Genomic DNA, 12289 nt, shown 5'->3' on the forward strand with positions numbered 1-12289 from the left:
GGTCTGAGGCTACGGTCTGCTTACATGGGAACGCGCATGCGGCGCCACGAGAACGGCCGTTCTCGCGGCGACCCCGCATTAAACACGGGAATGCCCGAAACCGCCCGCCTGACAGCACGCGAGGCGGGCGATTTCGGGCATTCGCACCGGGGTTCCACAGGTAAACGGACCCTATCACGATCGTGCGTGTATTGTAGCGAGCGCGTTACAATCGGTTGAAACATCGAACGGATTTCCATGACCCTGCCCTCGAAGCTGCTTCAGAAGCGCCCCGCCGCCGTGCGCGGCGCGCGCGCCTTCCCGGTCCGCCGTGCACTCGGTGCCGCGCTGTTTGCCGCCTGGACCCTCACCGCCTTTCCGGCCCACGCGCAGGATCCGGCATCGGACGACGCGGCGCCGCAGGGTGCGTTCGAGCATGTGATGCCGGACGAGCAGAAGAATCTCCCCGGCGTGCCGCTTACGAGCCAGATCGTCTACCAGGTGCTCGCCGCCGAGGTCGCGCTCCAGCGCAACCAGCCGGCACCGGCCTACCAGACCTACCTCGCGCTGGCCCGCGACACGCGCGATCCGCGCATGGCGCAGCGCGCGACCGAAATCGCGCTCGGCGCGCAGAGCCCGGCCGACGCGCTGTCCGCCGCGAACCTGTGGCGCCAGTACGCACCGGATTCGAACCGGGCCTCGCAGGTCGACGCCGCGCTGCTGGTGCTCGCCGGCAAGCCGGCCGACGCGCAGCCGATGCTCGCGCGCGAACTGGCCCGCGCGAGCGGCGACACGCGCGGCCCGGCGATCCTCGCGCTGCAGGCGCTGCTCGTGCGCGGCCCCGACCGCGTCGGCGGCCTCGCGGTGCTGAAGGACATGCTGAAGAACGACATGAATCGCCCCGAGGCGCAGCTCGCGATCGCGCGGCAGCAGCTCGCGGTCGACGACAAGGACGGCGCGGCGCAGTCGCTGAAGCAGGCGCTGCAGATCCGCCCCGACTATCTGCCGGCGGCGCTGATGCTGTCGCAGATGGGGCCGGCGGAACGCGCGGCGGGCATCGTGTCGTTCGAAAAGTATGTTCAGCAGAATCCGAAGTCGCGCGACGCGCGGCTCGCGCTGTCGCAGCTCTATCTCGCCGACGACCGCCTCGACGACGCGCAGAAGCAGTTCGAGACGATGCGCAAGCTCGACGCGAAGGATCCGACGCCCCTGATGGCGCTCGCGCTGATCAAGATCCAGCAGAAGAAGCTCGACGAGGCGTCCGGCTACCTGAAGCAGTACGTGCAGCTCGGCGACAAGCAGCCGAACCTCGACGTCGGCCAGGGCTACATCTATCTCGCGCAGATCGCGATCGACCAGAACAACGACGCGCAGGCGTCGCAATGGCTCGACAAGGTCGACCAGACGAGCCAGCACTACCTGCCCGCGCAGATCACGCGCGCGCAGTTGCTGCAGAAACAGGGCAAGACCGACGAGGCGCGCAAGGTGCTCGACGACCTGCCGATCACGGATCCGCGCGACGCGGCCGTGGTGGCGCGCACCGATGCGTCGATCCTGTTCACCGCGAAGCGCTATCCGGAAGCGGAAGCGCGGCTCGGGCAAGCCGTCCAGGACTTCCCGGACGATCCCGACCTGCGCTACGACTATGCGATGGCGGCCGAAAAGACCGGCCACTACGCGACGATGGAAAAGCAGTTGCGCGAGCTGATCCGCACGCAGCCCGACAACCCGCAGGCCTACAACGCGCTCGGCTACTCGCTCGCCGACCGCAACCAGCGCCTGCCCGAGGCCAGCAAGCTGATCGACAAGGCGATGTCGCTCGCGCCGAACGACGCGTACATCATGGACAGCCTCGGCTGGGTGAAGTACCGGATGGGCGACACGGCCGGCGCGACGAAAGTGCTGCAACGCGCGTACGAACTGCAGCCGAACGCCGAAATCGGCGCGCATCTCGGCGAAGTGCTGTGGAAGAGCGGCGCGCAGGACGACGCGCGCAACGCGTGGCGTGCCGCGCAGAAGCTCGAGCCCGACAACGAAACGCTCGTGCAGACGCTCAAACGCCTGCAGATCAACGGCCTCTGATGCGGATGTTCCCGATGTTTTCCCTGTCTTCCCGCGCGCGGCGCACGCTGGCCGCGGCCGGCGCGGCGCTCGCGCTCGCCGGCTGCGCGAGCGCGCCGCCGTCGGCCAATGCGCCGACGGGCGCCGCGCTGCAGACGGCGGCGACCCGCGCCTACCATGGCCGCTTCGCGGTGCGCTACGACGATCGTCTCGGCAACCCGCAGAACGTGTACGGCAACTTCGACTGGCAGGAGCACGGCGACGACGTGTCGCTCGAGTTGCGCAGCCCGCTCGGCCAGACGCTCGCGGTCGTGAAATCGACGCCGCGCGCGGCGTCGCTCGAATTGCCGAACCGCCCGACCCAATATGCGCCCGACGTCGGCGACCTGATGCAGAAAACGCTCGGCTTCGAGCTGCCGCTCGCGGGCCTGCGCTACTGGCTGCTGCCGACGGCCGCCCCCGCGACGCCCGCGGAAACCGTGCGCGACCCGGCCGACGGCACGCGCGTCAAGCAGATCCGTCAGGACGGCTGGACGATCGACTACCTTGCCTACGCGGACGCCCCGGCCACGGGCGTCAAACGCGTCAACCTCGTGCGCGCGACGCCGCCGCTCGACATCAAGCTCGTGCTCGATCAGTGAGCACGCGCGCCTAGCCCCGATACCCGCATGACCGATTCGACCCGCTCGCTGCGCAACTGCCTGGCGCCCGCGAAACTCAACCTGTTCCTGCACATCACCGGCCGCCGTCCGAACGGCTATCACGATCTGCAGAGCGTATTCCAGCTGCTGAACTGGGGTGACACGCTGCACTTCACGCTGCGCGACGACGGCCGCGTCGCACGCGTCACCGACGTGCCCGGCGTGCCCGAGGAAAGCGATCTCGTCGTGCGCGCGGCGAACCTGCTGAAAGCGCATACGGGCACCGCGCACGGCGTCGACATCGAGATCGACAAGATCCTGCCGATGGGCGCCGGCCTCGGCGGCGGCAGCTCCGACGCGGCGACGACGCTGCTCGCGCTGAACCGTCTGTGGCAACTTGATTTGCCGCGCGCGGCACTCCAGTCGCTCGCGGTCAAACTCGGCGCCGACGTCCCGTTTTTCATTTTTGGAAAAAATGCGTTCGCAGAGGGTATCGGAGAAGAATTAGCTGAGGTACAATTGCCGACTCGCTGGTTCCTGGTTGTGACGCCACGCGTTCATGTCCCGACCGCTGAAATATTTTCAGATGAGTTGTTGACAAGAGATACGAAGCCCGTCACAATTGCTGACTTTCTTGCACAGCAAACCAGCGATGCGGGATGGCCAGATAGTTTCGGTCGGAACGATATGCAGGAAGTTGTAACAAGGAAGTACGCGGAAGTTGCGCAGGTGGTCAAATGGTTGTATGATGTGACCCCCGCGAGGATGACCGGCTCCGGAGCAAGCGTGTTTGCAGCGTTTCACAGCAAGCACGAGGCAGAAGCGGCGAAAGCCAAACTGCCCGCCAGTTGGAATGGCGCAGTTGCCGAGAGCCTGAACGAGCATCCGCTCTTCGCTTTCGCGTCATGAAGTTTTACTTTGCCGAACGGCCTACACGAGTTCGGTGAAGTTATCAGTTAAGTGTAGGGGAGTCGCCAAGTTGGTCAAGGCACCGGATTTTGATTCCGGCATGCGAGGGTTCGAGTCCTTCCTCCCCTGCCAAAAATTTTCCCGCATTTCCCGCCCAAGCCTGAAGCAGGTGCACGATGAGCAGCCACAGCCATGATGGCCTGATGGTCTTTACTGGCAACGCGAATCCCGCGCTCGCCCAGGAAGTCGTCAATATCCTTGGTATCCCCCTCGGCAAAGCGATGGTCAGCCGTTTCTCCGACGGCGAGATCCAGGTCGAGATCCAGGAAAACGTGCGCGGCAAGGACGTCTTCGTCCTGCAATCCACGTGCGCACCGACGAACGACAACCTGATGGAACTGATGATCATGGTCGATGCGCTCAAGCGCGCATCCGCCGGCCGGATCACCGCCGCCATCCCCTACTTCGGCTATGCCCGTCAGGATCGCCGCCCGCGTTCGGCGCGCGTCGCGATCTCGGCGAAGGTCATCGCGAACATGCTGGAAATCGCCGGCGTCGAGCGGATCATCACGATGGATCTGCACGCCGACCAGATTCAGGGCTTCTTCGACATCCCGGTCGACAACATCTACGCGACGCCGATCCTGCTGGGCGACCTGCGCAAGCAGAACTATTCGGATCTGCTCGTCGTGTCGCCGGACGTCGGCGGCGTGGTGCGCGCCCGGGCGCTCGCGAAGCAGCTCAACTGCGATCTCGCGATCATCGACAAGCGTCGCCCGAAGGCGAACGTCGCCGAAGTGATGAACATCATCGGTGAAGTCGAAGGCCGCACCTGCGTGATCATGGACGACATGGTCGATACGGCCGGCACGCTGTGCAAGGCCGCGCAAGTGCTGAAGGACCGCGGCGCGAAGCAGGTGTTCGCCTACGCGACGCACCCGGTGCTGTCGGGCGGTGCTGCGGATCGCATCGCCGCGTCGGCGCTCGACGAGCTGGTCGTCACCGATACGATCCCGCTGTCGGCCGAATCGCTGGCGTGCTCGAAGATCCGCTCGCTGACGAGCGCGAGCCTGCTGGCCGAAACGTTCTCGCGGATTCGCCGCGGCGATTCGGTGATGTCGCTGTTCGCGGAATCCTGATCGCGAATCGACTGAACAAAGCATGCGCGGAAAGCGAAGCGGCAACGCTTCGCTTTTTGCACAATCGGACGGGATAGACGAAACCCCGGCCGTTTCATCGGGGGCCGCCATTTGATGGCCCCGTTTTACTGCCTGGTCGCGGGCAGCCATTGGAGAATCACATGAAAGTCGTCGCTTTCGAGCGCCAACAGCAAGGTACGGGTGCGAGCCGCCGCCTGCGCAACGCCGGTAAGACCACGGGTATCGTTTACGGTGGCGAAGCCGCTCCGCAAAAGATCGAACTCGATCACAACGCCCTGTGGCACGCCCTGAAGAAGGAAGCCTTCCACTCGTCGATCCTCGACCTGGAAATCGCTGGCCAGTCGCAACAGGTTCTGCTGCGCGACGTGCAATACCACCCGTTCAAGCAACTGGTGCTGCACGTGGACTTCCAGCGCGTCGACGCGAAGAAGAAGCTGCACACGAAGGTGCCGCTGCACTTCCTGAACGCTGAAGTCAGCCCGGCCGTGAAGCTGTCGAGCGCGGTCGTTTCGCACGTCGCGACGGAAATCGAAGTCGAGTGCCTGCCGGCTGCCCTGCCGGAATTCCTCGAAGTCGACCTGTCGAAGATCGAAGCCGGTCAGTCGCTGCACGCGAAGGACATCGCACTGCCGAAGGGCGTGGCGCTGGTCGCACACGTCGAAGCGGAAAACCCGGTCGTCGCATCGGCGACGGTCCCGGCTGGTGCCGTGTCGGACGCAGCAGGCGAAGGCGAAACGCCGGCTGCCTAAGCGGCCGCCTACGCGCCCCATCGATCCGTTTCACGGAACGGTCGACGCAACCCGCCGCGGCTTGCCCGGCGGGTTTTTCTTTTTCTGCGCCCAGGCGGCAGCCGCCGCTTTCGAAACGTCATGATCAAACTGATCGTCGGCCTCGGCAATCCCGGGGCGGAATACACCGCGACGCGCCACAACGCCGGTTTCTGGCTGATCGACCAGCTCGCCCGCGAAGCCGGCACGACGCTGCGCGACGAACGCCGCTTCCACGGCTTTTATGCGAAAGCGCGCCTGCACGGCGAGGAAGTCCATCTGCTCGAGCCGCAGACCTACATGAACCGCTCCGGCCAGTCGGTCGTCGCGCTCGCGCAATTCTTCAAGATCCTGCCCGACCAGATCCTCGTCGCGCACGACGAGCTCGACCTGCCGCCCGGTACCGTGAAGCTGAAACTCGGCGGCGGCAGCGGCGGCCACAACGGCCTCAAGGACATCTCCGCGCATCTGTCGTCGCAGCAATACTGGCGGCTGCGCATCGGCATCGGCCATCCGCGCGACCTGATTCCGGAAAGTGCGCGCGCCGGCGCGAAGCCCGATGTCGCGAACTTCGTGCTGAAACCGCCGCGCCGCGAGGAACAGGACGTGATCGACGCATCGATCGAACGCGCGCTCGCCGTGATGCCGATGATCGTCAAGGGCGAACTCGACCGCGCGACGATGCAGCTGCATCGCAACTGACCGCACCCCGCACCGGCCCGGTGCATCGGCCGGGCGGCGCAACCGGGCGGCCCCGCCCGCCCCACCGCGACGCGCACATGCGGTAATCTGGACGCTTTGCCCGACAGGAGCCAAGCGGTGAGCCGTTACTGGAGCGACGTCGTTCAGCAACTCGTGCCTTACGTGCCGGGCGAACAGCCCGCGCTCGCGCACCCCGTCAAGCTGAACACCAACGAGAATCCCTATCCGCCGTCGCCGCGCGTCGTCGCGGCGATCGCACGCGAACTCGGCGACACCGGCGACACGCTGCGCCGTTATCCGGACCCGGTCGCGCGCGCACTGCGCGAGACGGTCGCGGCCCATCACCGCATCAAGCCCGAACAGGTGTTCGTCGGCAACGGCTCCGACGAGGTGCTCGCGCACACGTTCCAGGCGCTGCTCAAGCACGACCGGCCGCTGCGCTTTCCCGACATCACGTACAGCTTCTATCCGACCTACGCGCGGCTGTACGGCGTCGAGACCGCGGTCGTGCCGCTCGCGGACGATTTCTCGATCCGCGTCGACGACTATCTCGACGACGCCGGCGCCGTGCTGTTTCCGAACCCGAATGCGCCGACCGGGCGCGCGCTGCCGCTCGCGGACGTCGAGCGGATCGCGGGTGCGAATCCGTCGTCGGTCGTCGTGATCGACGAAGCGTACGTCGATTTCGGCGCGCAGTCGGCCATTACGCTGATCGACCGTCATCCGAACCTGCTCGTCGTGCATACGACGTCGAAGGCGCGCTCGCTCGCGGGCATGCGCGTCGGCTTCGCGTTCGGCGACGCGGCGCTGATCGACGCGCTGAACCGCGTGAAGGACAGCTTCAACTCGTACCCGCTCGACCGGCTCGCGCAGGTCGCCGCGCAGGCCGCATACGAAGACACCGACTATTTCAACGCCACGTGCCGGCGTGTGATCGACAGCCGCGCGCGGCTCACGCAGGCGCTCGACGCACTCGGCTTCGAGATCGTGCCGTCGGCCGCGAATTTCGTGTTCGCGCGCCATCCCGCGCACGACGCGGGCACGATCGCGGCGAAACTGAAGGAACGGGAAATTTTCGTGCGGCACTTCCGGCTGCCGCGAATCGACCAGCATCTGCGCATCACCGTCGGCACCGATGCCGAATGCGATGCGCTCGTCGCGGCGTTGCGCGAGCTGCTGGCCTGACCCGGAAGAACCGGCGCCGGACGGCGCCGATCTGAAAGAAAGCGCGACGCGTGCCTGCCAATCGGCATGCGCGCGTCAGCGCGGGGTCACGACGCGCCGTCGCCCTTCACGGCGATCAACGCGTGATACTTCTCCATCAATTGCGCGTGCGATTCGTCATGCTGCGGATCGCGCGGAATGCATTCGACCGGACACACCTGCTGGCACTGCGGCTCGTCGAAATGGCCGACGCACTCGGTGCACTTGTTCGGGTCGATCACGTAGATGTCCGGGCCCATCGAAATCGCGCCGTTCGGGCACTCGGGCTCGCACACGTCGCAATTGATGCACTCGTCGGTAATCATCAAAGCCATACTGATCTCACTTCTTCAGGCCGGCGGCCGGCTTCGCGACGAAACCGGCCGGCGCCGCATCACGCGGCGGGGCCTCCCATCGCGGCGACTTTCTCGGTCAGCCACTTCTCGACGGACGGAAACACGAATTTGCTGACATCGCCGCCCAACTGCGCGATTTCGCGCACGATCGTCCCCGAGATGAACTGGTACTGATCGGACGGCGTCATGAACATCGTCTCGACGTCGGGCAGCAGATAGCGGTTCATCCCCGCCATCTGGAACTCGTATTCGAAATCGGACACGGCGCGCAGCCCGCGCACGATCACACGCGCATTGTTGACGCGGACGAAATCCTTCAGGAGGCCGGTGAAACTCATCACCTTCACGTTCGGATAGTGGCCGAGCACCTCGTTCGCAATCGTCAGACGTTCTTCGAGCGAGAAAAACGGCTTTTTCGCGCGGCTGTCGGCAACGCCCACCACCAGCGTATCAAAAATGCTCGACGCACGCCGCACGAGGTCTTCGTGCCCGCGCGTCAGCGGATCGAACGTACCGGGATACACGGCGACTACCATGTCGCTCCTCCTGTCATCACGCAAACGGGATGGCAGCCGTGCGATGCACGCGCCGCTGCCGAGATGGGCATGCGTCGCCTTTGCGGCGCGCCGCCTCGTATGGAACGCGCATTATTCATCATTTTCGCGCCGCAGCAAATGATAGTGAACCGCACCGGCCTTGCCGTGCTTCGCCACCTGCCAGCCCGCGAGCGCGTCGTGTGCGGCCGGATCGAGTTCCGCCCCCGTTTCGACGTAGAGCGCACCGCCCGCCGCGACGAGCGGCGCCGCGAGCGCGATCGCGCGCTCGAGCGCGGCCAGGTCGTCGAACGGCGGATCGAGGAACACGACGTCGAACGCGCCCGGCGTGAGCCCGGCCGCGAGCCGCAGCGCATCGGCTTCGGCGATCTCGACCGAACGGGCGCCGAGCTTGTCCTTGATCGCACGCAGTTGCTGCGCGGCGCGCGGATGGCGCTCGACCATCACGACGCTCGCCGCGCCGCGCGACGCGGCCTCGAAGCCGAGCGCGCCGGTGCCCGCGAACAGGTCGAGGCAGCGCCGCCCTTCGAGATCCTGGCCGAGCCAGTTGAACAGCGTCTCGCGCACGCGATCGGGGGTCGGGCGCAGGCCGTCGAGATCGAGCACCGCGAGCGGCGTGCGTTTCCAGTCGCCGCCGATGATGCGGATCGTGTGCGGCTTGCCGCGGCCGGAAGGGGCCGCGGGGCGGCCGGAAGAGGAACGGGACATACGGGATATCGACAACGGAGGGACCGGGCGCGCGCGAGGGGCGCGCCGCCAAACAGGCGCACGTTACCACAGCGGCGACGCGCACTGGCGCGAGCGCCACGCCGCACTGATAAAATGCACGGTTTCGGCCGCCGTGCGCCGCGCCCGCGCGAACGCAGAACGGCCCGTCCGGCGCCCCGCTTCCGGCGGCGGCCCGCCCTCTTCCCGACGTCAGACCATGTTCAGTTTCTTCAAACGATTCAAGAAAACGCAGGAGCCCGATCCGGCGGAATCGCAATCGGCCGACGCGCAGCAAGCGGACGAAGCGTCCGACGCCGACGCGCCGCAGGCGAGCGCGCAACCGGCCGCGCCGGCCGTCGTGATGACGGTCACGCCGACCAACGACGGCCGCGATGAAGTGGTCGAGACGGTCGAGATCGTCCCGCCGCCGCTGCAGGACGCGTCCGCGAAGAAATCGTGGCTCGCGCGCCTGAAAACGGGGCTCGCGAAGACGGGCTTGAGCATCACCGGCGTGTTCGTCAACACCAAGATCGACGAGGACCTGTACGAGGAGCTCGAAACCGCGCTGCTGATGTCCGACGCGGGCGTCGACGCGACCGAGTACCTGCTCGGCGCGCTGCGCGAAAAGGTGCGCGCGGGCCGGCTCACCGATCCGCAGCAGGTGAAGGCTGCGCTGCACGACCTGCTCGTCGAGCTGCTGACGCCGCTCGAGAAATCGCTGATGCTCGGCCGCGCGCAGCCGCTCGTGATGATGATCACCGGCGTGAACGGCGCGGGCAAGACGACCAGCATCGGCAAGCTCGCGAAGCATCTGCAGAGCTTCGACCAGTCGGTGCTGCTGGCCGCCGGCGACACGTTCCGCGCGGCCGCGCGCGAACAGCTGGCGGTCTGGGGCGAGCGCAACAACGTGACGGTCGTGCAGCAGGAAAGCGGCGATCCGGCCGCGGTGATCTTCGACGCGGTCAGCGCCGCGCGCGCACGCAAGATCGACGTGATGATGGCCGACACGGCCGGCCGCCTGCCGACGCAGCTCCATCTGATGGAAGAGCTGAAGAAGGTGAAGCGCGTGATCGCGAAGGCGCACGACGGCGCGCCGCACGAAGTGCTGCTGGTGATCGACGCGAACACCGGCCAGAACGCGCTCACGCAGGTGAAGGCATTCGATGACGCACTGGGCCTGACCGGCCTGATCGTCACGAAGCTCGACGGCACCGCGAAGGGCGGGATTCTCGCCGCGATCGCGCGGCAACGGCCCGTGCCCGTCTACTTCATCGGCGTCGGCGAGAAGGTCGAGGACCTGCAGCCGTTCAGCGCGGTGGAATTCGCGGACGCGCTGCTCGGCTGAGCGCCGCCGGCTCGTCTCGCACGGGGCGCCTTCAGGCGCCCTTTTTCATGCGCGCCCGATCATGCTCGCCGCGCTCATTCCGCGTCGGGCTGCACCCCCGGCTCGGCGGCCTTGAACGCGTCGATCGTCGCCGCATGGTCGACGATCCGCTGGATCGTCGGGAAACGCGTCGTATCGATCGAGAAGCGGTTCGCGTTGAACACTTGCGGCACGAGGCACACGTCGGCGAGCGTCGGCGTGTCGCCGAAGCACAGCTTGCCGGTGCGCGGATCGTTCGCGAGGCGCGTCTCGAGCGTCTCGAAGCCGGCCTCGATCCAGTGCCGGTACCACGCGTTCTTCGCTTCCTCTGGCACCTTCAGCGTGTGCTTCAGGTACTTGAGCACGCGCAGGTTGTTGAGCGGGTGGATTTCGCACGCGATCTGCAACGCGACCGCGCGCACGTACGCGCGATCGACCGGCTGCTTCGGCAGCAGCGCGGGCTCGGGATGCGTTTCGTCGAGATATTCGATGATCGCGAGCGACTGCTGCAGCGTCGCGTCGCCATCGACCAGCGTCGGCACCACCGCATCCGGATTCAGCGCGCGGTACGCGTCCTTCAGTTGCTCGCCGCCGTCGCGCAGCATGTGCACGGGCGCATAGTCGAACGGCAGCCGCTTGAGATTCAGGGCGATCCGCACACGGTACGATGCGGAACTGCGGAAGTAGCTGTAGAGCTTCATGGGATGTCTCGCTTTTGATCGTATTCGACCGGCGGCGGCACGGGCGCGACGCAGCCGGTGCGCGCACCGCCGGGAACCAGAGTGTAGCGCGGCACGATGCGCGGCCGCGCCCGTGCGATACTTGGGGGCATTCCATTCCTCACCGCTCGCCGCGCGGCCCGATGCCGGCCGCCCGCCCCACGTTCCGATGACCGCTTCCCACGATCCCGCCGCCGCTCCGTTCCCTTGCGCCCGTTTCATCAAGGAAATCGGCCGCGGCCCGAACGGCGCGCGCGCCCTGTCCGCCGAGGACACGTTCGAGCTTTATCGCGCGATGCTCGAGGCGCGCGTGTCGGACGTCGAACTCGGCGCGATCCTGATCGCCTATCGGCTCAAGGGCGAATCCGCCGACGAACTGGCCGCGATGCTCGCCGCCGCGCAGGCGTCGTTCGAGCCCGTGCACGTGCAGGATGCCGCGTTCCGCCCGGTGTCGATTCCGAGCTACAACGGCGCGCGCAAGCAGCCGAACCTCGTGCCGCTGCTCGCGCTGCTGCTCGCGCGCGAAGGCGTGCCGGTGCTCGTGCACGGGGTCGAGCGCGATGCGGGCCGCGTGACGAGCGCCGAAATCTTCTCGGCGCTGTCGCTCGCGCCGTCGACGTCGCACGACGCGATCGAGGATACGCTCGCCGAACGCCGCGTCGCGTTCGCGCCGATCGACGTGCTGGCGCCGCGCATCGCGCACCTGCTGTCGATGCGCGGCGTGCTCGGCGTACGCAACTCGACGCATACGCTCGTGAAGATCCTGCAACCGTTCGCGCCGGCCGGGCTGCGGCTCGTCAACTACACGCATCCGCCGTACCGCGACAGCCTCGCGCAGTTGTTCCGCGATCATCCGGACGCCGCGCTCGGCGGCGCGCTGCTCGCGCGCGGCACCGAAGGCGAAGCGGTGGCCGACACGCGGCGCCAGGTGCAGGTCGACTGGCTGCACGACGGCGTATGCGACACGCTGATCGAGGCCGAGCGCTCGTCGACCGATGCACCGCCCGTCGCGCTGCCCGAGTCGCGCGATGCGGCAACCACGGCCGCGTGGACGGACGCCGTGTTGCGCGGCGAGGTGCCGGTGCCCGACACCGTGTCGCGCCAGGTCGCGACGATCGTGCAGATCGCCCGCGTCGCGCGCTGACGGCGACCCGCCCCTTTTTCCCG

The 12289-nt window shown here is 66.9% G+C and carries 13 protein-coding genes and 1 tRNA gene; 10 read left to right on the plus strand and 4 right to left on the minus strand.

Features of this window, described 5'->3' with window-relative positions; translation table 11 throughout:
- The first annotated feature begins 237 nt into the window (after positions 1–237).
- From HWX62_RS15260 to hisC, 8 genes are all read left to right on the plus strand, one after another.
- Positions 238–2061 (plus strand): tetratricopeptide repeat protein, encoded by a 1824-nt coding sequence (locus tag HWX62_RS15260; RefSeq protein ID WP_175927842.1) that lies wholly within the window; start codon positions 238–240, stop codon positions 2059–2061.
- The gene (gene lolB / locus HWX62_RS15265; protein ID WP_175927843.1) at positions 2061–2681 is read left to right on the plus strand and encodes a lipoprotein insertase outer membrane protein LolB; all 621 of its coding nucleotides are present in this window, start codon (positions 2061–2063) and stop codon (positions 2679–2681) included. The genes HWX62_RS15260 and lolB overlap by 1 nt, the downstream gene beginning before the upstream one ends.
- A gap of 27 nt (positions 2682–2708) precedes the next feature.
- Positions 2709–3590 carry a 4-(cytidine 5'-diphospho)-2-C-methyl-D-erythritol kinase gene (gene ispE / locus HWX62_RS15270; protein WP_175927844.1) on the plus strand — a complete coding sequence of 294 codons (882 nt, stop codon included), beginning with the start codon at positions 2709–2711 and terminating at the stop codon, positions 3588–3590.
- A gap of 55 nt (positions 3591–3645) precedes the next feature.
- Positions 3646–3722 (plus strand) — tRNA-Gln (locus HWX62_RS15275).
- A 44-nt stretch (positions 3723–3766) separates the two neighbouring features.
- Positions 3767–4729 (plus strand): ribose-phosphate pyrophosphokinase, encoded by a 963-nt coding sequence (locus HWX62_RS15280; protein WP_006483739.1) that lies wholly within the window; start codon positions 3767–3769, stop codon positions 4727–4729.
- 161 nt (positions 4730–4890) lie between these two features.
- The gene (locus HWX62_RS15285) at positions 4891–5499 is read left to right on the plus strand and encodes a 50S ribosomal protein L25/general stress protein Ctc (protein ID WP_175927845.1); all 609 of its coding nucleotides are present in this window, start codon (positions 4891–4893) and stop codon (positions 5497–5499) included.
- A 120-nt stretch (positions 5500–5619) separates the two neighbouring features.
- Entirely contained in the window at positions 5620–6219 is a 600-nt protein-coding gene (pth, locus tag HWX62_RS15290) for an aminoacyl-tRNA hydrolase (protein ID WP_027785469.1), read from the plus strand.
- Positions 6220–6336: 117 nt separating this feature from the next.
- Positions 6337–7404, plus strand: coding sequence for a histidinol-phosphate transaminase (hisC, locus tag HWX62_RS15295; RefSeq protein WP_175927846.1), 1068 nt, complete (start codon positions 6337–6339; stop codon positions 7402–7404).
- 86 nt (positions 7405–7490) lie between these two features.
- On the opposite strand, the gene HWX62_RS15300 is transcribed toward hisC, so the two are convergent.
- From HWX62_RS15300 to rsmD, 3 genes are all read right to left on the minus strand, one after another.
- Positions 7491–7757, minus strand: coding sequence for a YfhL family 4Fe-4S dicluster ferredoxin (locus tag HWX62_RS15300; RefSeq protein WP_059651367.1), 267 nt, complete (start codon positions 7755–7757; stop codon positions 7491–7493).
- Positions 7758–7816: 59 nt separating this feature from the next.
- Positions 7817–8314 carry a pantetheine-phosphate adenylyltransferase gene (gene coaD, locus HWX62_RS15305; protein ID WP_014895999.1) on the minus strand — a complete coding sequence of 166 codons (498 nt, stop codon included), beginning with the start codon at positions 8312–8314 and terminating at the stop codon, positions 7817–7819.
- A 111-nt stretch (positions 8315–8425) separates the two neighbouring features.
- Complete coding sequence (gene rsmD, locus HWX62_RS15310) at positions 8426–9040, minus strand: 16S rRNA (guanine(966)-N(2))-methyltransferase RsmD (protein ID WP_175927847.1); 615 nt, start codon at positions 9038–9040, stop codon at positions 8426–8428.
- Between the two features lie 217 nt (positions 9041–9257).
- Here rsmD and ftsY point away from each other — a divergent pair, with 217 nt between their 5' ends.
- The gene (ftsY, locus tag HWX62_RS15315; RefSeq protein ID WP_175927848.1) at positions 9258–10385 is read left to right on the plus strand and encodes a signal recognition particle-docking protein FtsY; all 1128 of its coding nucleotides are present in this window, start codon (positions 9258–9260) and stop codon (positions 10383–10385) included.
- A 74-nt stretch (positions 10386–10459) separates the two neighbouring features.
- Here the strand turns inward: ftsY and maiA are convergent, their stop codons facing one another.
- A complete protein-coding gene (gene maiA, locus HWX62_RS15320; protein WP_175927849.1) occupies positions 10460–11104 on the minus strand; it encodes a maleylacetoacetate isomerase in 645 nt (214 codons plus the stop codon).
- Positions 11105–11291: 187 nt separating this feature from the next.
- Between maiA and ybiB the strand changes: the two genes are divergently transcribed.
- The gene (gene ybiB / locus HWX62_RS15325) at positions 11292–12266 is read left to right on the plus strand and encodes a DNA-binding protein YbiB (protein WP_175927850.1); all 975 of its coding nucleotides are present in this window, start codon (positions 11292–11294) and stop codon (positions 12264–12266) included.
- Positions 12267–12289 lie beyond the last annotated feature (23 nt).

This window comes from Burkholderia sp. BCC0506 (assembly GCF_902833145.1).
GTDB lineage: Bacteria > Pseudomonadota > Gammaproteobacteria > Burkholderiales > Burkholderiaceae > Burkholderia.

Bases quoted from the DNA above. Each gene is read 5' to 3' on its own strand.
- HWX62_RS15260 (WP_175927842.1), top strand. From the start codon at position 238: ATGACCCTGCCCTCGAAGCTGCTTCAGAAGCGCCCCGCCGCCGTGCGC.
- lolB (WP_175927843.1), top strand. From the start codon at position 2,061: ATGCGGATGTTCCCGATGTTTTCCCTGTCTTCCCGCGCGCGGCGCACG.
- ispE (WP_175927844.1), top strand. From the start codon at position 2,709: ATGACCGATTCGACCCGCTCGCTGCGCAACTGCCTGGCGCCCGCGAAA.
- HWX62_RS15280 (WP_006483739.1), top strand. From the start codon at position 3,767: ATGAGCAGCCACAGCCATGATGGCCTGATGGTCTTTACTGGCAACGCG.
- HWX62_RS15285 (WP_175927845.1), top strand. From the start codon at position 4,891: ATGAAAGTCGTCGCTTTCGAGCGCCAACAGCAAGGTACGGGTGCGAGC.
- pth (WP_027785469.1), top strand. From the start codon at position 5,620: ATGATCAAACTGATCGTCGGCCTCGGCAATCCCGGGGCGGAATACACC.
- HWX62_RS15300 (WP_059651367.1), bottom strand. From the start codon at position 7,757: ATGGCTTTGATGATTACCGACGAGTGCATCAATTGCGACGTGTGCGAG.
- coaD (WP_014895999.1), bottom strand. From the start codon at position 8,314: ATGGTAGTCGCCGTGTATCCCGGTACGTTCGATCCGCTGACGCGCGGG.
- rsmD (WP_175927847.1), bottom strand. From the start codon at position 9,040: ATGTCCCGTTCCTCTTCCGGCCGCCCCGCGGCCCCTTCCGGCCGCGGC.
- ftsY (WP_175927848.1), top strand. From the start codon at position 9,258: ATGTTCAGTTTCTTCAAACGATTCAAGAAAACGCAGGAGCCCGATCCG.
- maiA (WP_175927849.1), bottom strand. From the start codon at position 11,104: ATGAAGCTCTACAGCTACTTCCGCAGTTCCGCATCGTACCGTGTGCGG.
- ybiB (WP_175927850.1), top strand. From the start codon at position 11,292: ATGACCGCTTCCCACGATCCCGCCGCCGCTCCGTTCCCTTGCGCCCGT.